The organism is Kitasatospora sp. NPDC096128 (genome assembly GCF_040303105.1).
GTDB lineage: Bacteria > Actinomycetota > Actinomycetes > Streptomycetales > Streptomycetaceae > Kitasatospora.
This window is the reverse complement of record NZ_JBEOSP010000035.1, coordinates 39,081-61,016: the sequence shown is the minus strand read 5'-3', so window position 1 is coordinate 61,016 and position 21,936 is coordinate 39,081. Positions and strand designations below refer to the sequence as shown.

At 71.1% G+C, this 21,936-nt stretch carries 12 protein-coding genes; 5 read left to right on the top strand and 7 right to left on the bottom strand.

Annotation, left to right across the window (positions count from 1 at the left end):
* Positions 1 to 2: 2 nt before the first annotated feature.
* Positions 3 to 1,502: a serine/threonine-protein kinase gene (locus ABTY61_RS31125; protein WP_350508452.1), complete on the bottom strand. Its 1,500-nt coding sequence runs from the start codon at positions 1,500 to 1,502 to the stop codon at positions 3 to 5.
* A 336-nt stretch (positions 1,503 to 1,838) separates the two neighbouring features.
* On the opposite strand from ABTY61_RS31125, the gene ABTY61_RS31120 reads away from it, so the two are divergent.
* The 4 genes from ABTY61_RS31120 to ABTY61_RS31105 are packed head-to-tail and all read left to right on the top strand — an operon-like array spanning position 1,839 to position 11,034.
* On the top strand, positions 1,839 to 3,275 hold the full coding sequence (locus ABTY61_RS31120) for a PD-(D/E)XK nuclease family protein (protein ID WP_350508451.1): 1,437 nt from the start codon (positions 1,839 to 1,841) through the stop codon (positions 3,273 to 3,275).
* 3 nt (positions 3,276 to 3,278) lie between these two features.
* On the top strand, positions 3,279 to 4,433 hold the full coding sequence (locus ABTY61_RS31115; protein WP_350508450.1) for a pPIWI_RE_Y domain-containing protein: 1,155 nt from the start codon (positions 3,279 to 3,281) through the stop codon (positions 4,431 to 4,433).
* The gene (locus ABTY61_RS31110) at positions 4,426 to 8,025 is read left to right on the top strand and encodes a pPIWI_RE_Z domain-containing protein (protein WP_350508449.1); all 3,600 of its coding nucleotides are present in this window, start codon (positions 4,426 to 4,428) and stop codon (positions 8,023 to 8,025) included. Before ABTY61_RS31115 ends, ABTY61_RS31110 begins: the two co-directional genes overlap by 8 nt.
* 33 nt (positions 8,026 to 8,058) lie before the next feature.
* Positions 8,059 to 11,034 (top strand): pPIWI_RE module domain-containing protein, encoded by a 2,976-nt coding sequence (locus tag ABTY61_RS31105; RefSeq protein WP_350508448.1) that lies wholly within the window; start codon positions 8,059 to 8,061, stop codon positions 11,032 to 11,034.
* A gap of 43 nt (positions 11,035 to 11,077) precedes the next feature.
* Here the strand turns inward: ABTY61_RS31105 and drmC are convergent, their stop codons facing one another.
* The 3 genes from drmC to drmA are packed head-to-tail and all read right to left on the bottom strand — an operon-like array spanning position 11,078 to position 17,555.
* The gene (gene drmC, locus ABTY61_RS31100) at positions 11,078 to 11,845 is read right to left on the bottom strand and encodes a DISARM system phospholipase D-like protein DrmC (protein ID WP_350508447.1); all 768 of its coding nucleotides are present in this window, start codon (positions 11,843 to 11,845) and stop codon (positions 11,078 to 11,080) included.
* On the bottom strand, positions 11,842 to 13,743 hold the full coding sequence (gene drmB / locus ABTY61_RS31095) for a DrmB family protein (RefSeq protein ID WP_350508446.1): 1,902 nt from the start codon (positions 13,741 to 13,743) through the stop codon (positions 11,842 to 11,844). Before drmB ends, drmC begins: the two co-directional genes overlap by 4 nt.
* Positions 13,740 to 17,555 carry a DISARM system helicase DrmA gene (gene drmA / locus ABTY61_RS31090; protein ID WP_350508445.1) on the bottom strand — a complete coding sequence of 1,272 codons (3,816 nt, stop codon included), beginning with the start codon at positions 17,553 to 17,555 and terminating at the stop codon, positions 13,740 to 13,742. The genes drmB and drmA overlap by 4 nt, the downstream gene beginning before the upstream one ends.
* 127 nt (positions 17,556 to 17,682) lie before the next feature.
* Between drmA and ABTY61_RS31085 the strand changes: the two genes are divergently transcribed.
* Positions 17,683 to 18,534 carry a methionyl-tRNA formyltransferase gene (locus ABTY61_RS31085; protein ID WP_350508444.1) on the top strand — a complete coding sequence of 284 codons (852 nt, stop codon included), beginning with the start codon at positions 17,683 to 17,685 and terminating at the stop codon, positions 18,532 to 18,534.
* Between the two features lies 1 nt (position 18,535).
* On the opposite strand, the gene ABTY61_RS31080 is transcribed toward ABTY61_RS31085, so the two are convergent.
* The 3 genes from ABTY61_RS31080 to ABTY61_RS31070 all read right to left on the bottom strand — a co-directional run bounded on the left by ABTY61_RS31080 (position 18,536) and on the right by ABTY61_RS31070 (position 21,804).
* Entirely contained in the window at positions 18,536 to 20,869 is a 2,334-nt protein-coding gene (locus tag ABTY61_RS31080; protein ID WP_350508443.1) for an ATP-binding protein, read from the bottom strand.
* A 79-nt stretch (positions 20,870 to 20,948) separates the two neighbouring features.
* Positions 20,949 to 21,542, bottom strand: a complete 594-nt coding sequence (locus ABTY61_RS31075) for a DUF6879 family protein (RefSeq protein ID WP_350508442.1) — start codon at positions 21,540 to 21,542, stop codon at positions 20,949 to 20,951.
* On the bottom strand, positions 21,535 to 21,804 hold the full coding sequence (locus ABTY61_RS31070; RefSeq protein ID WP_350508484.1) for a hypothetical protein: 270 nt from the start codon (positions 21,802 to 21,804) through the stop codon (positions 21,535 to 21,537). The genes ABTY61_RS31075 and ABTY61_RS31070 overlap by 8 nt, the downstream gene beginning before the upstream one ends.
* Between the last annotated feature and the right edge of the window lie 132 nt (positions 21,805 to 21,936).

Genomic DNA, 21,936 nt, shown 5'->3' with positions numbered 1-21,936 from the left:
GGTCACTCCTGGGCCAGCAGGCCCAGGAACGGCCGAACCTCCGCGCTCCGACCGGACTTCTCCAATCTCACGGCCACCTCCCGACAGCGGGCCACCACGGCCGGGGGCATCTCCACCAGACCTGCTACCTCATGAACCACGTCGGCCCAGCCGTCGAAGCCGCTCTGCGGATCACCGACCCCGAGCAGGCATTCGGCCAGCCCGACCCGGGCCTCCAGGGCAAGGGCCCGGAGCTCGGGAGCTGCCTTGTGCTCCAGGGCCTGCGCAACGGTCCGGTACATCGGCTCCGCAGCCTGCCAGTCCCCGGCCAGGCGGGCCGCGTCGGCGCAGAGCACCTGGGCCGACGCCACCGGGCGATGACCAAGCCCCCAGGCCTTGCGAGCTTCCCCCAACTCGCGTTCCAAGTCCGTCAGCGCCTGCCCGGCGCCCGCCCCTGATACCTCGGCGGCGGCCGCGGCCAGCAGGTCGGCGAACCGTGCACGGTCGACTCCCGACCTCACCCTCCTGCCGACCACCCGCGGCGGAGCCGGGCGCCGTCCGCCCCGGACGGACGCGAAGGGGACAAGCGCCGCACCGGGCAGTCGGTAGCGGACCGTGGGGTCCGGTTCGAGTTCCGGGTTGGGCGCCGGGGACCCGACGGCCGGCAAGTGCGGGCGGAGCACATCCGGCACCCTGGCGAAAGCAGCCAGCCGCTGAGCCGGATCCTTGCTCAGCAGACACCAGACGAGGTCTTCGATCTCAACCGGGACGCCGGGCCTGAGCTCGCTCACCGTCGGCGGGAGGTCGAGCTGGTGCTGGGTGGAGCGGTTGCGATCGGGCTGATCCAGGAAGGGCTGACGCCCGGTCAGGAGCTCGAAGAACACACAGCCGAACGAATAGTGATCAACGGCACTCGTGACCTTCTGTTCCCCCCTGAGCTGCTCAGGCGCCATGTAGCCGACTGTCCCCGGCGTGGCGCCGTAGGCCGTGTAGCGGGTCGCGTCCGGCCGGTCCGGGAACGCCACACCGAAGTCGATCAGTTTCACCGACCCGTCCGCGGTGAGCACGACGTTGTCGGGCTTCAGGTCACGGTGGATGACCCGCCCCTGGTGGGCGTGCGCCAAGGCATCGGCGATCTCGAAGGCGATGGCGCACGCCGCCTCGATCGGCAGCGGCCGGAACCGCATCAGGAAGCGGTCGAGCGGCTTTCCGTCGACGAACTCCATGACCAGGAACGGAGCACCCCGATGAAGACCCCGATCCAGCAGGCGCACGATGCCGGGGTGGTCGAGTTCGGCGAGGAACTGCCCTTCCCGCTCGAAGCGCTTGCGCAACTCGGTCTCCTGACGGATGCGCTCGCGTTCGCTGAGCCGCCCCTGGTTGTACTGGTCGGCGCGGATCTCCTTCACGGCCACCAGCCCGCCGGTCTCCCCGTCGATCGCTTTCCAGACGCAGGCCATGCCACCCCCGCCGAGCATTTCGACGATCCGGTACCTGCCGCGGACGACTTCGCCCTGTTTCATCCTCACCCCTGTCCGCCTCGGCATCGTGCGCCCCTACCATACCGCCCCAGCGATCAACGACATTCCGTTGCTTGACTAAGTTCACAGATATACGCTCTCCTTAGAGTCTCGGCCGAACAGCTCCGAACCCTGAGGGGGGCTCCTCCTGTGACCGTTTGGCAACCTCCCGCCGGCACGACCGGCGATCCCCGCGTCGTCCGCACGTCGCTCCCCCTGCTGCAGGAGGATCCCCGCGGTTGCCCCCGGGCCGCCGCACTGCGGGCCCGACCGTTCGTGCAGCAGTCCCCACCGAGGTCCCGCCGCAGGCCCGTCAAGGACTTCGCTCCGGCTCCCGTGATGACGGCGCTCGATGCGATCGAACACGACGGCACCGAAGTTGAGGCAGCCCTTCGACAGCTCCACCGCCGGCACGACTGCCACCCGTCCCACCTCGCCTGGGCCGAGGAGGCCGTCCGCAACTTTCTGGCGGCACGGGCGGACCACAGCATCGAGTACGCGTCCGACGGGCAGGCGCCGCTCCCGGTCGAACACGCGTGGGTGACCGTCACCGACCTTGCCGCGCCGGACTCCCGCGGCGCCCTCCGGTACGAGCGGACGGCATGGGGCCGCCGGTACACCTCGGCCGACGGACGTGTCAGGGAGATCTGGCTGCTGTCCGTGAACTCAGTAAAGCCACGAACCGACGCGGAGATCGCGGAGGCGGCCGCGGTGGCCGCGACCGGCGTCGCAGCCACGGCGGACTTCGGGGAGTGCTACCAGCCGGTCAAGATCCGCGGCACGCTCCCCGGCCGGGTCCGTGTGGTGGCTGTCGGCTTCGGTGACGGCTCCCGCACAGTTCTCGCGGACTGGGACGCCGAGGAGGCGGTTCGCCGGTACGCCCGATACGCGAAGCCGGTGCTGGCCCGTGTCATCGAGGCGGACCGGGTGAATCCGGGCTCGGCCTGCATCGACTGCGAGGGCCTGACGAGCTGTTCGCAGCCCCCCAGGACCCCGTTCCTGCTCGGCGTGAACCGACCGCACCGCCCGCGCCGTCGGCGCAGCGTCTCGGTCTCCGACCTGCGCACCCATGCCGCGTGCCCGGCCAAGTACCACCTGACCAGGGCGCTGCACCTGAAATCGGCCGAACCGGAGAGCTCCGCGATCCGCCGCGGACGGGCGGTGGACGCCTGGCTCAACGAACAGCACCGGGCCCGGCGCAACTGCCGCACCGCCCTCCTGCCCGACACGCTGCCGGGTCTCACCACGGAGGAGACCAGGACGGCCGTCCGGATGATCGCCGAGCACGCTGCGGTGTGTCCACTCGACGGCCTGCCGCCCACCGAGGAGCTCCAGGTCCAGGCACGTCTGACGGCGTACGACCCCGAACTCGACGTCGTCGTCATCGCCGACCCCGACCTGCTCTACACCGACTCCGGCGGATGGGTCTGGCGCGAGACCAAGACCGCCGCGTCCCGCCCCTGGGAGGGCCGGCCCCTCCTCGAAGCATTCCCGCAACTGGCCCTCGCCGTCCTGATGATGGCCGCCGGTGTCCCCGGTGGCGACCCGCGCCGGTGCCGGATCGAACTGGAGCTGCTGTACCAGGACGGTTCCGCGTGTGAGGAACTCCACCCGCACGACCCCGAGACGGTCGACGAGGCTCGGCGGGTCATCTCCGCCCTGGCCGGTCCCTGGGCCTCGGATGAGACCTTCACCACCGCCCCGGGCCGGGGCTGCACCGGCTGCGAGGCGCTGCGCTGGTGCGGCCCCGGCCTCGATCACACCGCGGGAAGCTGACCCATGTCGCCGACCTCCGACCTGCCACCACACGCCGCCGCGTGGTCCGCTCACGACGGCCTTCCGCTGCTCCGGACCCTCGCAACCGCACTCATCGGACTCGACGCAATCACCGGTCTGGACGGCTTCTCCCTGCCCTACCCCGACGAAGCCCAGCGGGCGCTGAACCGGACGGTCCTCACCTGCGTGCTGCAGGGCGCCGAGCCGCCCGCCAGCCTGCCGGAGCTGCTGCAGTGGTGTCGGTACCGCCCGGTCTCCGACTGGCCGCTCGATCTCCCCGCCGACGCCATCGGTGACACCGACCACCTCCTCGATCCGGATTCCGGCCGCCCCACCGAGCTCTGCCACGAGTGGGCCGAACGAGCCGCCGACAGCGCCGTACGTCAACGCGACCGAGAGATCATCAGTGCCGCGCTCCGGTTGTGCCGCGAGTGCGGCGAGGAGGACGCCTACACGGAGTTCCGGCGGCTTCTGGTCAATCGCCCGGTACTCACCTCGGTGGAGTTCTTCGAGGTCAGCAACGACCATGTCCTCGATCCAGTAAGAGAGTTGATCCGCCGGATCTACCTGCCGGTGCCGGCGAGCCATCTTCGGGCCGGCGCTTACACCACCTGCGCACGCTGCCTGACCCTGCTGCTCCCGGTGCAGGACGGCTCGTGGTGGTGCGAACGCGACCGGTGCCGTCGGCAGGGGCCCGCCCCGGTGGGAAACCTCTGGCCCGCCGACGAGGTCGGCGAACTCTTCCAGTTGGAGCGCCCGTTGAGGCAGTTCGTCACCGCGCCAGGACGGGCGGAGGTCGCTCTGGAGGGAGCGCTGACCGAACTCGGACTCCGGGTCCGGATGTGGCCCGGATTCGATGCCTACGACCTGCACGTCACCTTCCCCGACGGGCGGGTGTGGGCCGTGGACGTCAAGGACTGGGCGCACCCCGCCTTCCTGGGCAGGTCGGCCCGACCCGTGGCTCCGGAACCGCCCTTTGACGAGGCCTTCTGGGTCGTTCCCCGCTATCGGGTCGACGACCGACCCGGCTACCAGGACGTCTACCGCCGACACCGCCCCGCCTCGGCCCTCGGGCTGCCCCTGCTCACCGACACCGAACTGATCTCCCGCGCGGCCGCCCGGCTGCGCGGTGCACCGGCCGGAGGTGCCCATGCGTAACCGCGACAGCTGGCACCAGCAGGTCAGCCGTGACCTCAACCGGGTCTGGCGTGAGATCCCGACCGAGCTGGGCGATGTCAAACCCGCCCTGCTCTGCCAGGTGGAACTGACCCTCCGGGTGCTGGAGCGCATCGCGCCCCACGAGCCGGCCGCCGGCGCCTATACGCTGCTGGCCGGGTATTCGTTCGCCAAGGCTGCCGGGCTCTCCGTCACCCCGGACCACGAGGTCATGCTCACCGCGGTACGCCACCGCGTGTGGACCCTCCGCCGCCGCCGTACCTGGCAGCAGGCGCTGGAGACCTATCAGGCGCTCCCGGAGCGCATGCGCGCCTACCTCGTCCCGGAGGAGAGCGGCCCGGTCCGTCCGATCCGCCCGACCATCGCATCCGACCGCCTCGCCGTCTACGACGCGGCGCTGGCGACCCTCCCGGACTTCGACCGACGACGACTGCGCCTCGCCCCGCCCGGTCGCAGTACCTTCATCGAGCGTCGCCGGCCGACCTCCGTCACCTTCCCGGCGGAGCTGCGGCCCGATCCCACCCCGGGTCACGACCTCGCCGCCGCCCGTGCCGGCGACGGAGCAGCGATCCGGCTGACCCGCGCCGACCTCGCCGAGACCGCCCAGTGGATGGACCGGACCGAGATCGCTGCGGACGCCCCAAAGCGCGGGCACTGGGAACAGCGGCTCGCCGAGCTCCGGCTGGCCCCGCGCAGCGCGGACGGCCGGTCGTTCACCGACTCCGACGAGCTCCACCTGGACGGAATGCTCCACCTGGTGGGCATGGTCGGAGCAGGGAAGAGCACGCTCATGACCTTGGTCGCTGTCTGGGCGACCCAGCGAGGGATGCGGACCACCCTGGTGGTCGGCGACGTGGCCGAGCAGCTGCGGCTCAGCGCCCTGCTGCGGGGCCTCGGTCTGCCCGCCACCCCGGTGCTCGGTCCGACCACCCGCGAGACCCACGTCCAGCGGCTGCACCGCCGGCTGGCCGCTCGCGGCCTGGACAACCTGCTCGACCACGACGACCCGGGCTTCGACGATCTGAGCACGGCCTGCATGGTCGACGCCCTCCGCGGTACCGAGGCCGCCGAACCGCTCCGCTACGCCGACGCGCCCTGCACCTCGCTGCACCCGGAGCAGGTCGGGGAAACCGATCGGGCCGTCACCGACGAGGCCGAACCGATCGCCATCCCCGAGCCCTACCGTCCGGGCGGCACCACCACGACACCGTCCGTCGGCAACCGTCCCGCCGGCCAGAAGCACGGCTGCCCGCTCTGGAGCACCTGTCCGCGCCACCGCACCGCACGCGAGCTGGTGGAGTCGCTGATCTGGATCGCGAACCCGGCGAGCCTCGTCCAGTCCTCGGTGCCGCACCACCTGAACGAGGAGCGGCTGCGCTACCTCGAACTGGCCTGCCTGCGCAGCGACATCGTCATTGTGGACGAGGCCGACTCGGTGCAGATGAAGTTCGACGAGATCTTCGCCCCGTCCGCGACGCTGGTCATGCCCAGCCTGGAGTCCTGGCTCGACCAGCTGCACACCCACAAGATCGAGGAGTTGTCCCGGCAGGGTCGGCTGCCGCTGACCGACCAGGAGGTCGCGCGCTGGTCCGCCTCCCTGGCCGCCGTGACGACGGCAACCGACCGGCTGTACAAGAAGTTGATCGCCGACGGGGACGTGCGCGACTGGGCGGACCCCGAGTACTTCAGCCCGTGGACGCTCCAGGAGAAGCTGCTGACCGACTGGTTCGAGCCGAACGGCTCCCCCACGACCCCGGACGGCGTCCGCGACGAGGACGAGCTCTTCGAGGCGTACGAGAACGACGATCCCGAGCCGGAGCCCGCCAGCCCGGCCGTGCAGAGCCGGCGCGCGGAGCTGACCGCCGTCTTCGACCGCTTCCGCGACGACCCGCTCGGTGGAAACGGGCCGTACGCCGATCCGACCGACGATCTGGTCGCCCTCACCCAGGACCTGCTGAACACCCTCTCCGACTCGAGTACCCGCCGCCGGGTCGTCGCCGTGCTGACTGCGTTCCTCGCCGGCACGCCCGCGCCGGCCGACGACCCGAAGTGGCTCGACGCCACAGCCGGAAGGGTGGAGTTCATGTTGCTGCTCTCCGCACTGAACCAGCGGCTGGAACGGCTGACGTTCCTGTGGCCGCAGGTGGAGGCCGCCCTGCACCTGGACTCGACCGGAAACGACTTCTCCCGCCGCCCGCCACTGGACTACGCCCCGCTGGTTCCGGAGGCCCCGATGGGCAACGTCCTCGGGTTCCAGTACCTGCCCGACGAGCGGGAGCGGGACGAGTCCGGGCGCCACAGCGGCACCCTGAGGTTCTTCCGGTGCGCCGGGGTGGGCCGAGAACTCCTGCTCTCACTGCACGAGTTGGGCTCCAATCCGGCGACCGGTCGACCCGGGCCGCAGGTCGTGCTGATGTCCGGCACGAGCTGGGCGGGGAAGTCCACCCGCGCCCACGTGCTCGCACCGGTCGGAGCGGTCCTCAAACCGTCCGAACGCTCGTTGACCGCCGTGCGCCGCAGCGTCTTCCGCACCCACTTCCTCTACGACGACAACGGGAAGCCGATCAGCCTGTCCGGGACCGACACGAAGAACCGCCTCACCGTGGCCCGGGCCATGGCCTCGATCCTCGGCAGCCCGGGTCGTGGTCACTCGCCGAGCCCGCTGGAGGAGGAACTCGCATTGGTCGATGACGACGACCGACGGCGCGCGATTCTGCTGGCCGGCAGTTACAAGGAGGCCAACGCCATCGCCGACACCCTGCACGGCATCGAGCGCTGGCACGGCCGGGTCCGCGTCCTGGCCGCGGACGACGCGGACCTGGACCAGGCCGTCCGAGGCGGCGGCCCGGTCCCCGGACCTGCCGGACACGCCACCGCCCTACGGCGCGGCGACCTCGCGGCCTTCGCCGAGGACCCTCGCGCGGAGGTCCTCGTCGCACCGCTGATGGCCGTGGAGCGTGGCCACAACATCCTGAACGCACAACGGAACGCCGCCTTCGGCACCGCGCTCTTCCTCGCTCGGCCGCATCCGCGTCCCGACGACCTGGCTCTGGCGATCTTCGCGATCAACGACTGGGTCTCGCGCTTCGTCCGCGATCAGCCGGGTCTCGACCAGGGCACCTTCACCGCGCTGGTCAACCAGGCCGGGACGCTCGACGCAGCCGGGCTCGCGTTCCGTCATGTCGCCCGCCGGGAATGGCGCCGGCTGCTCGCCCGCCGGTACATCTACTCGCGCCTGTCCGAGGCCGAGAAGCAGGCGTTCGTCTGGGACCAGTTGGTGACGATCTGGCAGGTCATCGGCCGACTGGTGCGCGGTGGCGTCCCAGCGAGGGTGGTGTTCGTCGATGCCCGGTTCGCCCCCCGACTGGCCCGGTCACTCGCCCCGGGAATCCAGACCAACTCCCTGCCGTCCGACGACGGGCTGTTGCCCCGGCTCCGGACGGTACTCGCCCCCTACTTCGACCAGCACGCGGACCCGGCCCGCTTCCCGGATCCCGGCGATCCGGCCCTCGCCCGTCTGCTCTACCAGCCCCTGTTCGAGGCCCTGACGGACCTCACCCACCACCGCAGCTGACCCAAGAGACCACCCACTTGATCGGAGGCCATCATGGCCATGAAGTACCGGAGCATCCGCACCGCTGCCTGGACGCCGGTCTCCCCCGAGGCCTCGCTGACTGCCCACTACCGTGCCCTCCCGTTCCCCGAGGAGTGGCGGGACGCACTCCTCGACCTCTGCAACGCCGGTCGGCCGGCCCAGGCCGAGCCCTATCGGACGGTCCCCACCTGGCGGCTCGACCAGGTCCTCCAGGCCCTCGCCCCCGACGTCCTCGTGCGTCCTCGGCCCTCCCACCACAAGGACGAGACCCCGGACTTCTGGCTCTACGCCCCCGCTGAGCCGGCCGACCCGCTGCCCGGCCCGGCGCTGCGCGCCCTGCTCGCCACCTGGCTGCGCGATCTGCGCCCCGAGCCGGAGCACCGTGCCCAGCGCCGGGAGGTCGAGGCGATGCTGTCGGCCGACCCCCCGCAGTGGCACCCGGTCGAGGCCGAGCTGCTGCGCTGCCCGCCGACCAAGGGCGGCACGGCCGCGCCCGAGTCCCGCCAGTTCCAGCTGACCACGGACCACCTGGCCCGCCGGATCCTCGCGTTGGAGCCGTACGACTCCCGGGCCGGCAAACTGCACTTCCGCGCCGTACCGCGCGGCCCCCGCGACCAGGGCGCGGAGCTGGTCTCCCAGCCGCTGCCCTGGGACGGCAAGGGCGACCGGACCTGGTGGTTCTCGGTGGTCCTCAACATCACCCTGCACACCGTCCCGTTCCAGCCGCTGCCCCGGCTGCACCTGCACACCCACATCCGCCGCTGGGCGACCCGCACCAGCCCGACCACCGGCAGGCTGCGGCTGCCGTTCGGCCGCCGCACGTCCGTCCTGCTGCGCCCTAGGGTGCCGTGGCTGCCCGGGGCACCGGCGAGCGAGCGCTTCGCGGTGGCGCGGCTGGAATGGAACCGCGCGGTCAAGGGCATCGACTGGGTCGGCGGCGGTCCCGCCGGAATGCTGAACGGGATCTCGCTGGCCGAGCCGTTCCCCGACGCCGACAGCATCCTGAGCGCGCCCGAGGAGTGGCTGGGGGACATGCGCGCTGCGGTGGTGTACAGCACCGCCATGGGCAGCCATGAGGTCGGCGCCGGCATGATGTCGAACCAGCGGTCGCAGATCGTCCAGTGGGCCGAGCAGGCCCTGCCCGAGCAGCTGCAGGCGACTCCCACCCTGGAGTTCACCCGGCGCGCCACCTCCCACGGACCGGTGAACCCCCGCCCCAAGCCCTCGGGGGACGTCGCAAAGGCCGCCGAGGAGGTCCGCGCGGCAGCAGCCCGCCGACTCGGGACGGCCTTCGCCCTGACCGCCCTGGACGACGCTCAGGAGGGGGACCGCCTGCCGGTGCTGGAGGCACGACTGCTGTGGCAGACCGCCGAGATGCGTGACACGGCCATCACCGCCCTGGTCGACCACCTCGGGCTCAAGGACGACGGGACGCGGCCGACCGCCGAGGTCTACGAGACCGCCCGCCCCGGAAGCCCCGCGGTCCTGGAGTGGGACACGGCCGAACTCGTCGTCCGGCTGCGCTGCCTCAAGCTGACCGACTCGCTCGCCGGCGACCTGCCGCTCGGCGAGGGGCGCCCGACCCGCGCCACCGTCACCGCGGCGCTCAGTTCCCGCCGGAACGAGGTCCGCACTTTCCTGAGTGGTGACCGCACCGACGCGGTCCCCTGCCTCGCCCTGGTGGAGATCGACCGTCGGCAGGATTTCACCACCCCCGACCACGATCCCAAGTTCGCGCTCCGGCTGGGGTGCGCCGACGCCGGGGTGCTGACCCAGTTCATGGCGGTGCCCAAGAAGGTGAAGGGCTACAACAGCGAGAAGACCGCAAGCTTCCGCGCCCTCAAGTCCTGGGACGACGGCCTGCGGCAGCTCGGGGTCCGCGTCCATCCCCAGCACAGCCTCGGTGACCGGCTGCCCGAGGACCTGCGCTACGCGGCGGTCTGGATGGTCCGAAAGAACGCGCGCAGCCGTACCCGCTGGGCCGGCCACGAGCCGGTCGCCGTGCGGGTCACCCCGGTGCACCCGATCACCGGGCTCGCCCGGGTCGAGGGCTGGGACCGGAGGGCGGACAACGGTGCCGGGAAGTGGATCCCGTACCCGGCACTGCTGCTCCGGCTGACCGCGCTCTCCGAAGTGCCCTCCACCGTGCCCGCTCCGCGCAGCGGTGACGCGGAGCCGACCGGACGCCCGTCGTGGTGGCAGGACATGAAGCAGCAGCGGCAGCAGACCGAGGAGTGGCTGCAGAAGGTGGTGCGGTCGCTGCGCGGCACGCCGACCCTGCTGCTCGCCCATGCGCAGAACTGTCGCTCGCACTGGACGTGGCTGCAGGACGGACAGGCCGAACCGGACCGGATCCGGACCGGCCTGTCCGTCCGACCGATCGACCCGGACCTCCGCCTGGTCCGGGTGCGGACCGCCCAGGGCCGTGAGACCGCCCAGTGGTGGGGCGTGCGCCCGGACGAGGCGAACGGCGTCAACGGCCTGCCCGCGCACCTGTGGACCGACCCGACCGCGGCGACGGACACCGCCCGGGTGTTCTGGTCGACCACGCCCAAGGCCTTCCAGTTCAGCGGTTCCGCGGTCGAGGCGGACAAGCTCGCACCGCGCCCGATCCGGCTCGGCAAGCGCAAGGGGGAGCTGACCGTCGACACGGACAAGCCGGCCTGGAACCCTGGCCTGGTCGAACTCGCCGTCCTCGGCTGCCACCAGGCCGACGGCGACGACCCGGAGGCGCTCGCCCTGGCCGTCCACCAGCTGCGCCAGGCTCCGGACCACCCGGACGCCCTGAGCCTGCCGCTTCCGCTCCACCTCGCCGGGCTGGCGCAGGAGTACGTCCTCCCGACGATCGCCGACGAGGACACGACCGGCGACCCGGCGGCCGACAGCGACCCGGACGCCGCCGAGGCCGCCGGCCTCGCCCAGGCACCGGAGCCCGACAGCGACCCGGAACAGCTCTCGCTGTTCGTCGGCGACGGCGTTCTCAACTAGCGGAGAAGGGGTGGGGCCCTGCCGGTGGCATGGCCCCACCTTGCTACGCGGGAGCCAGGGGTTGCAGCGTCCCCCGTCGCATCAAGGCCCTGATGTGCTCGGCCGCCCGCTCCGGCGCCGTCCCGCCCCGGACGACCGCGCCGGCCTCCAGATTGCGGCGCACCCCGGATTCGGTGAGGTTGGCGCTCCCCAGGAACAGGATCCTGCGGTCCGCCACGGCCAACTTGGCGTGCTGGCGGGCACTGCGGTGGTCACGTAGGCCTACGGGCCAGTGCCAGAGTCGCAGTCCGGCCACCGAGCGGAAGGCCGCCGCGGGTTCCGGACCGTCCAGCAACCCACCGGCTCCCTCTCGGGTTTCGACCACGAGGTGCACCTCCACCCCACGAGCCGTCGCGTCGGAAAGGGCCTGGAGCAGCGGCCGGTAGGGACGGGCCGAGTAGGTCATCGCGAGCAGTTCGGTACGGGCCTGGCGTACCACCTCGGTCAGGACCCTGGCGGTGGACCGCACCGGCACTCCCGGCGTGCTGGGGCCGCTCCAGACGGTTCTCACCTCAGCCTGGTCGCGACGGTCACTCCAGGCGGCGCCGAACCCCCGTAGATAGGCTGCCGCAACCGGTCCGGGTATCGACTCGGTGCGGATCGCCTGGTACACCTCCCGGATCTCATCGGTGGTGCGGGGGGACGGGAACTCGGCCGATGCGTACTCCGGGCCTCGGCCCTGTTCCAGGAGCGCCGCCAATGCGTGGACCCGTTGCGGGCCGAGGGCCGCGACCGCCGAAGCGGCCGCGGCCTCGAAGCGGGGACTGCTCACGAAAGCAGCTCGGCGGGGGTGAGAACGACGTCCGGCGCCTCCCCGAGCGGCACCAGGAAGCGACGGTCCAGGAAGCGGTTTCCGCGCTCGCAGGTGGTCTCCGACACGAACAGACAGATGTGACAAGCCGCGCCGTGCAGGTGGTCGGACGGCGCATTCGGGAGCCGCTCCGCGCACAGCGGGTCGGAGGAGCAGTGCGCGGCGTTGCGCAGGGCCGTCCTGACAATTCGTTCGAACTGCGGGTCCTCGGCCAGCGAGACCAGCCCGCCCAGGGTGCCCTCCGAGTCGGGCACCGCTGTGTAGATCAGGATGCCGGTCCTCGGGTCGGTGTCGTCCCCGGCGTAGATTCGCTCGGCCAGGCTCGCCGAGTTGTAGCCACACTCCAGGGCGATGGTGCGGATGAGCAGGTGGGAGAGGGTGTGCAGGGCGAGGTAGCGTTCCCCCGGCCAGCCGTGCATCGGGTCGAACTGGCCGGTGAGCCGGTCACTCTTGCGGTTGGTCCGGAAACGGGCAAAGGCCTCCCGGTGGGCAGCCATCGCCGGTGACTTCTCCATCCGGGTCACCCAGTCGGCCATCAAGTCGTCCCGCACTCGCAGGAAGATCCCCTCGCCGCGGACCTCACTGGCGGGCACCCAGCCGAGGCCGGTCCGGGAGAGCCGCACCGGGGTGGCGATCTCGGGGGACTCGGGGTCGGGCGCGTCGAGCCGGGTGAATCCGATGAGGGCCCGGGCCTCGCGCAGCCGTTGCACCTGCCGGACATCGGAGAACAACCCCTTCAACGCGTCCGGGACCGTCACCGTCTCCAGTGCGAAGTCGTCGGTGGCGGCGGGCAGGCGCGCCGCGGAGAGGGCGACCCACTCCGGGCCGAGGAGGTCGGGAGGTCGCACGTCCGCAGCCGGTGTCCGGCCGTTCAGGGCGGCTGCGCGGGCCTGGACGGCGGCGATCAGCGCATCCGGGTCGTAGTCCTTGAGCCATCCGAAGGCCGGGATGGACGACAGGAAGTCGTAGTTGGCGCGTGAGGTGATGCCGTTCAGCTCCTCCCACCGCTCCTCGACCAGCTCCGGGAGCTTGTCGTCCTCCCCCGGCGGCAGCGCGAGGGCGCTCAGCGTCATCGGGAACCACTGGTTGGAGGCGCCCGCGACCATGAGGGTCGCTTCGCGGTCGCAGCCGCCGGGCTCGAAGTAGTTGCCGAGGTGCGGGTGGCGCCCACGGCAGGCGGGCATGTTGCGGCGGCCCCGCTCGCCCATCGCGTCGCGGATGTTCCGCTTCGCCCCACAACCCACGCACTCGATGGTCACGTTGGCCGCCTGGTTGCCGCCGTGATCCTTCATCCGCATCAGCGGCCGGGGCGAGTTCGAGCAGGCGCCGCCACCGTGGACGAACGGAATGTACGGGAACTCATCGAGGTGCCCGGCCGTGCACACCAGGGTGAAGCGGGCGGCGACGGCGAGCGGTTTCCTCCGGCCGGCTGTGCAGTCGTGGACGAACTTCGCCTCGTGCGGCGCCCGCGGGTTGCTGTTGACGAACGCGAAGGCCTCCGAGTCGACGGGTGCGAGCAGGTTGCAGGCCGTGCAACGCAGCCACTGCGGGAACGGGGCGATGGGCACTCCGACCCCCTGGGTGGCCCAGTCCTTGGCGTTGTCGTCCCCCTCGGCCCACGGCGCGGCCCGCAACTCGGTGACCTGCTCGCGGCCGTAGAGCTGGAGGGAACGGTTGACGGCCGTACGCAGCCGCGGTTCGTCGATCACGTAATCGGTCAGACCAGTGTGGCTCCACCGTTCCAGCCCCTGGACCAGGACCGAGAAGTTGGGCAGGTCGATGAGCGAGCCCACTCCTGCCGTGAACATCAGATGGCTCGGGCGCACCGCTCCGACCCGTCGGAAGTAGCCGTTGCTCATCGCTGTCCCTTCTTCGCCGCCGCGCCGGCGGTGTCTCCGTACTCGTCCGCGTCGATCTCGGCCTCGGGGCCGTCGCCGTCCGGCACCGGGCCGAACCGCCACTCGGGGCCGCCGTTCGTGGACGCTTCCATCAGGTTCCCGCCTCCGGACAGCAGCAGGTTGATCTCGTTCTCGGTCTCCCGCATCGACATCGGGACCGTGAGGGTGTCCCAGCGAGCGCCGTCGGCCCGGCGCAGGAGCGGGGCCACCAGGCTGTCCTTCTTCCTCTCCTTGCGGTAGCCGACCACCGCACTGCCTTCACGTTTGCCGGCCCAGGCGTCCTTGAGCACCTCGATCCGCTCGGCGAGGTAGCCACGGGCACGCGGGCCACCGACCGCCTCCGCCCGGTCCAGCAGTCGCCGTTCGACCTCGGCCGCGATCTCACCGTCGAGATCCACCCAGTGGGCGTCCGTGTTCCGCGAGTTCGCGTAGGCCGCCTGGCGAAGCGCGGCGATGTACGTCGGCGCCGTGCCCCGGTCGAGAGCTCGACGGGTGAACGGAGTGACGGACAGCGCCTCCACCTGGCGGTAGAAGGTGGCGTGATAGTGCTCGAAGTCCTCGAAGTGGGCCAAGTCCCTTGGCCGCGACCAGTTGTAGAGGGTGACGACCAGACCGGGGCGGCCCGGGTCACGGCCGACCCGGGAGGAGGCCTGGATGTACTCGGCGGTGTTCTTGGGCTGTCCGACCACCAGCATCAGACCGAACCGGGAGACGTCCACGCCGACCTGGAGCATCGAGGTGGCGAGCACCACGTCGACCCCCTGCCTGGCCGGATGGGTGGGCAGCGCCCGGGGCTCGCGCTTCTCCTTCTTCGCGGCCGCGTACTCGGCGATCAGGGCCCTGCGACGCTTGCTGGTGTCCCGCTCGGGGTCGAAGCCGCCCTCCAAGCGCTTGAGAGTGGCGCTGATCTCCGAGGAGGAGATCCGGGAGGTGAGCTCCTGGATGGTCAGCATGCCGGTCCTGCCGACGATGCGGTTGGCGATCTGCTCGTGTCCCTTGCGGCTTCCGTTGGCCCGCACCCGGGTGGTGATGTCGTCGTCGAGGTAGCGGCGCATGCCGGCCAGCTCGCGGGTGGCGTTGAAGTACCCGACCAGGGTCATGTAGGGATCAGCCGGGGCACCGTAGTCGTCGAAGAGCTGCTGCGCACCGAGCAGCAGGATCTCCGCGACGCGGATCTCGGCCGCTTTGAGCCTGGTGCCGTGGGCGCACACGCCGAGGTAGCGGCGGCCCGGGTCGGTCCGGCTGACCTCGACCTGCCGGGAGAAGAACGTGTCGCCGGCGTCCAGGACTTGCGGTGGGAACACCGCGATCCGGCGGCCGAAGACACCGCGCACCTGATCGGCGGCCCGCTTGGTGGTGGCGGTGGACGCCACGATCTTGGGTCCGACCTCGTGCCGGGCGCCGTGCTCGTCCGTGAAGGCCCAGCTGCACAGCTGGTCGACGGCCGACTCGAAGAGACCCACCGTGGTACCGAGCGCGCCCGAGATCAGGTGCAGCTCGTCCTGAATGATCAGGTCCGGCGGGCGCAGCCGGGTGACCGCCTTGGCAGGCTGCTCGCCCCGGTGGCGGGAGCGGCACTCGGTCTGCTCGTCGAGGTCGTCGTGTCGGTACCCGTGGACCGGGCAGAGCTCGGTCACCCGTCCGAAGAGAAGGCCGGCGTAGCCGTTCCACGGCAGCTGAGCGAACTTGTCGACGGTTGCGATGAGCATCGCCGGGGCCAGCCGGTAGATCTCCTCGTCCACGGTGAGGACGGGGATGCCCTCCTTCGGGGCGCCCTTGCGGGAGAACGGGCAGCGGTCCTCGCCCTCGCCCCGCGGGCAGTACAGCAGGACACGCCGGCTGCGTTCGTCGGCCTCCATGTTCCGGTGAGCAGTCAGCCCCGAGCCGCACCAGGGGCAACTGAGCACCTGGATGACCCGGGCGTACTTGTCGTCGGCGCTCTCCCTCGCTCCGGCGATCTGGTCCCGGGCCTCGGAGAACCAGTTCGGAGACACGGAGGTCCCCACCCACAGGCCGATCCGGAACGGGGTCTTGCCCCAGCGGACATCGCCGCTCTCGTAGGCCTCCCGACGCAACACCTCGGCCGCCGCGACCAGGGCTGCGGCCCGCTGGAACTGCTGTGCCGTCAGCAGCCGCAGGGTGTAGCGCATCAGCACGCCGACACCGGCCTCACCGCTGCGGGCCTCGTCGCCGCTGCCGATCACGCCCTGGAGGCGGCGCAGCGCGAAGGTGTAGGCGGCGAGGCCGAGGTAGGCCTCGGTCTTGCCGCCACCGGTCGGGAAGAACAGCAGGTCGACGACGGCGTTGGCATCGGCGCCGCGGTCCGGGTGGCCGGGGCTGGTGAGCGAGGCCAGGTTGAGCAGGACGAAGGCCAGCTGGAACGGGCGCCAGCTGGCTCCTTCCTTGCCTTTCTCCTCGACGGCGTCCTTCGCCGGCTGGTACGAGGCCTGGTCGTCCTCGTGTCCGGCGCGGGCTGCCGCGATGGCGGTGTTGCGCCGCTGGAGTGCCATCGCACGGTTGGCGAAGCGGAAGGCCTCCAGCGCGAGGTCGTCCACCTCCAGCGCGTCGATGCCGAACGCGATCCGGTGGCAGACGCGCTCGGCCTGCTCGATGGCGAACCCGGCGGTGTCACGCAGGTCCTCGGGGAGCGACGGGAGACGGTCGCGCTGCTCCTGCAGCCAGGTGTGGTAGCCGTCCGCGAGCGGGGCGAGCGCTTCCCGGAGTTCCTTGCGGCGGGCGGGCACGGCGAGTTCGGCGAGCGCGTCCATGCCGAGTTCGAGGCCGGTGAGCAGCGGCTGCTCCTCGATCCTGGGGGCCGTGGTGGAGGACACGTTGTACACCGGCAGCCAGGTGGTGGTGAGCCGGTGGGCACGGCGCTCCCCGGCCCGGACCTCGGCGTGCACAGCGACGTTCCGGCCCACCGCATGGCGCAGGCTGTCGCGGTAGAGCAGCCGAAGCCGGTTCTCCTCGTCATCCTCGTGCGCGCCTGCGGCGCCCGGGGCGAGCGGGTCGTCGACGGGGAGGAAGACGGCGGCGTCGGTGTCGGCGAAGGCGGTGACGTCGAGCTCGGTCTGGAACAGCCAGTTGGCGTCCCTGTGCTCGACGGAGTCCTCCAGCCGGTTGACGAGCGCCACCTCGACCACCCGCAGGTCCTCACCACCCGGCCCGCCGTTCCGCTGCCGCACCTTGACGTCCAGGAGCACGGACGGCGCATTCTCCGAGTCGCCCTCCAGGACGAGGCGGCGGTCCCCGGCGGCCGTGACGTCGATGTCCTCGGGCTTCTCCACCGGTTCGCGACCCCACACCCGACGGGTCCCTCCGTCGTCGGTGAGGGTGTCGGTGAGCGAGTAGCGCCCCCACTTCGCGGTGACCGTGAGCGTGCCGATCGAGGCCGGCACGGTGAACGACAAGCCCATGGACGAAGCCCAGATCCGCCCCGCCGCCTGGGGGGTGAGCAGCTCGGGTGGGTCGGTGTCGGTCCGGTCGCCGTCCCCGCCGGGTTCGACGTCGGCGAGCTGGGCCGCGTTCCGGGCCGTCCGGGCTGAGGAGCCATCGGCAGGACGGGGGCCGAGCATCCCGACGAGGTAGCGGTCGCGCGGGCCGGCCGAGCGGTGCGGCAGTGCCTCCGTGGTGCCGTCCCAGGGGCCGAGCAGGTCGCGGCTGATGTACGTTTCGAGGGCCTCGCGGGCGTCGTACGAGTCACCGGCGAGGAAGGTCTGCGGCACTTCGTCCAGCGGGTGCGGGACGGGTGCCGAGGCGGGCTGGGCGGACATGGAGTGAACTGCCCCTTCGGGAGGACGACCGAGTACGGCGAGCCTACTGGGCGGCGCCGACACTTCCTTCGGGAACCATACATTCACCGATTGACTTAGTTCACAGTTTTTCTCAGTGGGAGGCTCAGTGAAGAATCGTCTGCGGGTCGTTCTGATCTCCTCCGGTGCGGCGGGGTTCACCGACCTCCAGGCACCGTGCGCCGAGGCGGGGCACGAGACCGTCGCCTATGTGTGCGCCGCATCTGCGGCGGGGGCAAAGGTCGGTGACGTTCTTTCGCAACTGCCGCCAGGCGTCGATCTGCTGCTGCCGCGCAGCACCACCGGTCTGGCCCGCGCCTTGTCCGGCTACCGGCCGGACCTGGTGATCTGCAACGGGTTCCCCTGGAGACTGCCGATCGAGGTGCTGAGCGTTCCGCGCCTCGGCGTGCTGAACGTCCACCCCTCCCTGCTGCCGCGCCACCGCGGACCGATGCCGATCCACTGGGCCGTGCGGCACGGCGATCCGGAGACCGGTGTGACGATCCACTGGATGGACGAGTCCTTCGACACCGGACGAATCCTCGCCCAACGCGGAGGGGTCGTACTGCCGGACGACCTGGACGGCGACATCGTGTTCACGGAGATTCAGGCCCTATCCCGCGAACTGCTCGCGGAGGCGCTGGAGTTGGCGGCGGCCGGCCACGCAGGCACTGAGCAGGGCCGGGAAGGGGCAGGCTACGAGGGCATGATGGGGCCGCAGAGCGCGGTCATCGACTGGTCGGCGAGTCGCCGCGACATCCACGACCTCGTCCGCACCTTCCGCTTCGGGCTGTTCCCCGTCCCAGGGCCTCTTGCCGTTGTCGACGGCCGCTGGGTGGCCGTCCTCAAGTCCAGCACCGAGCCTGGCGACGGCGTGCGCATGGAGTGCGCGGACGGCCCGCTGTGGATCGTGGAGTCGGTTCCCGTGCCGGCTCGGGACATCTGGCTTTCCGCCGGCTGACTCAGGAGCCCTCGCCCAAGGCACTCGTCAACTGGTCGCGCAGGCGCTGCGCGCTCGGATCGGTGAAGTCGCCGAGGAGTGTCAGCGCCTCGCGCCTGCACTCCCGTACGACGTCCGCTGCCTCGCCCATGGCCTCCAAGGCCTCGGCGAGGTGGCAGAGGGCCAGCACCCATTGCCACCGGTCGCCCAGGTCACGGTGCGCGGCAACGGCCCGACGGTGGAACTCGCTCGCCTCCTGGGCCCGGCCGAGTGCGAGGTACGCCAGACCCGCGCCGTCCCAGGCCAGCGCCTCGCGGCTGCGGTCCCCGAGGCTCCGTTGCAGGACGGCGGCGCGCTGGTAGGAGGCGAGGGCGTCCGCGTATCGGCCTGCCGTGCGTTGGGCGTGTCCGAGTTGCGTCAGCCAGTACGCCTCCACGACGGGGCTGTTGAGGTCCATCGCGAGGTCGACGGCCCGCTGAGCGCTCTCCAGCGCCTCGTCCGTCCGCCCGCCTTCGAGCTGGATCCGGCTGAGGATGCGCAACGCGTTGCCCTCGGCCCTGCGGTCGGCCACCTCGCGGAACGACTCCAGGCCTGCACGGACCAGCCGCTCCGCGTCCGCGAGTCGGCCGAGAGCTACCTGCGCCTCGGCGAGGTTGACCGCCGTCCGCGGCTCCCAGTAGGTGTCATCGAGGGACTGGAACAGCGCACGTGCTCTCTCGAAAGCCTCCTGGGCATCCGAGATTTGGTGCCTTCGCAACCGGAGGAGTCCGAGTCCGTTGAGGGTCAGGGCTTCGCCTGCCCGATCATCGAGCTCACAGCGGATGCCGAAGGCCGCCACGTACTGTTCGGCGGCCTGGTCGAGACGGCTGGACTGGGTGTAGGCCATGCCCAGGCTCTCGTGCAGTTCCGCCTGCGCGTGCCGATCGTTGCCACGCTGTGCGGCCTCCAGGCCCAGGTGCGAGGTGGCAAACCAGTCCTGGAAGGTGTTGCGCGACATGTAGAAGGCCCGGAGGACGATGGCGAGCTGCCAGACGTACTCGTCCAGGCCCAGGGCAGCCACGGTCCGCATCGCTGCCGCGAGGTTCTCCCGCTCCACGTCGAACCACCCCCACGCGGCGGCCGCGTCTCCGAAGACCCCGGGTTTCACCTCGGGATCGAGAGCGGCGAGCGCGACACGAGGCTCATGAGGCGCGATGCGCGCCTGGGCCGCATCGGCCGTGTGGAGGTACCAGGCCAGGACCCGCCGGATCGCCCGCTCGCTCTCCTCCGGCTCCTGCTCACGCCTCACCTGGTCGACGGCATAGGCACGCAACAGGTCGTGGAACCGGTAGCGGTCCCGGGCGGTCTGCTCGATCATGTGGCTCGCGACGAGACCGTCGAGCAGCCGGCTCGCTTGCCGGGCACCGCTCGCGGCCAGCGCGGCGGCAGCTGCGACACTGAACTCCCCGGTGGGATGGAGGCCGAGCAGACGGAAGAGCCGTGCGGCATCGGCCGGCAATGCCCGGTACGACCAGGCGAAGACGGAGCGAACCGCCTCCGACTCCTCCTCGTCCTCGCTGGACAGCGCGTCCCACAGGCTGGACTCGTCGCGCAGGTCCTGGATCAGGTCGTTCAGCAGCATCCGCGGCCGGCCGGCCGCGCGTTCGGCCGCGATGCGCAGGGCCAGGGGCAGGCGGGCGCAGAGCCGCGCCAACTGCGCGAGCTCGTCCGGATCGTCCCCGACGCGGTAGTCCGCCGTGACCGCGCTCAGAAGCTCGACGGCGTCGTGCTCCGCCAGGACCTCCAAGGTCAGGTGCCTGGCCCCCTCACGCACGCCGAGACCGGACAGGCGGTGCCGGCTGGTCACCACGACCAGGCACCCGGGAACGCCGGGCAGTAGCGGGCGGACCTGGGCGGCACTTGAGGCGTTGTCCAGGACGACCAGCATCCGACGGCCGGCCACCAGGGAGCGATAGGTCGATGCCAGGGCCTCGGGGTCGGTCGGTATCGCCGCAGCCGGCACGTCGAGGGCACGCAGGAAGCGTTCCAGTACCTGCGGGGAGGCAACGGGCTCCTGGGGGTCGTAACCACGCAGGTTCGCGTACAGCTGCCCGTCCGGGAACCGCTCGCGGACTGCGTGCGCCCAGTGCAGAGCCAGCGAGGTCTTGCCGACCCCGGCAGTGCCGGTGAGCACCAGGACCTGGGCCGAGGACGGGTGTTCCTCCAGGAGGCGGTCCATGGCCTCCTGCTCCACGGTCCGGTTCACGAAACCGCGGACATCCGTGGGCAGTTGCCAGGGCACGGGTTCGCCGTACCGGGTGGTGTTCGGCGGCACGGCGTGGATGTGGACCGGCCCCTGGATGTCCCGGGCCTGCACGACGTTTCCGGCGGAGGACCCCGACAGCGACGAACTGACACTGCCGGCGAGTGCCTCAGGTACCTCTCGCTCCACTCGCTCAGCGCTCCACCGGCAGTCGGGCCATGAAGGTCTCGATGTCCTCGCCCTGGTCGTACAGGCGGGAGATGAACTCAGCGACCCGATCTCGGGCCGCATGATCGATGTAGCGCGTCGCACCGCTCAAGATGCCGGCCTCGTCGTACGAGATGTCGTAGACGGTGTCCGGCCCCAGGGTGACGAGCTCCGGAAGTGGCCCATCAAATTCGTACGACGCGATCAGTTCGGGGCCGACCACGCGAATCAGCTCGCCGCATTCGGCACGGACCTGGAGCAGTGGCAGCTCCCATGCCATGTAGGGAATGAGTGGGAACTCGACGACACGCACACGCAGTAGCCGGCAGGCGTGGTCGTCCGCCAGGCGGGAGAGCTGGAGCAGGTCATCGCGCCTGGCCTCGATCAGCTCCCGAGCCTTCGACCGATCCCCCTCCAGATAGGCGCGCCAGCTGGCATCCTCGGGCTGGTGGAAGTCCTGCCGGCGTTCCAACTTCCACGAGTCGTAGCCGTCGACCGCGAAGTCCCGCTGACGGAAGTCGGCTTGGTACTCGGCGCGGGGCAGTCGGTCACCCGGCACGCCACCGAGGAGGTCACGCATCCGGCAGGTCCTCCTTCGCGGAGAGGAGCGTGATCCGGGGGATGACCACGAGGCGCTCGCCCTCGCCGACCACCAGGTCTTGAGGCAGTCGGGCCTGGTAGGCCGCAGTCAGATCCCGCCCGATGACCGCGATGTCACCGTTGTCGAGTTCCCAGACGTCGGGACAACCGTCTCGGCCCCCGGTGGTGCCCAGCTCGGCCGGTGACTTGCCCAGGCGCCGGGTCAGTGCAGCATCGGGATCGGCGTCCCACGGCTGGTTCATCACGCCTCCGCATTGTCGCGTGAGCTGTTGACTACACACCGTACTGACGGGCCCAACTCCGGGTCAATGACGACCAACCCCACCCCGCTGTCGCACAGCACCCGTACGCTGTCGGCCAGTGCCGGACGCGCA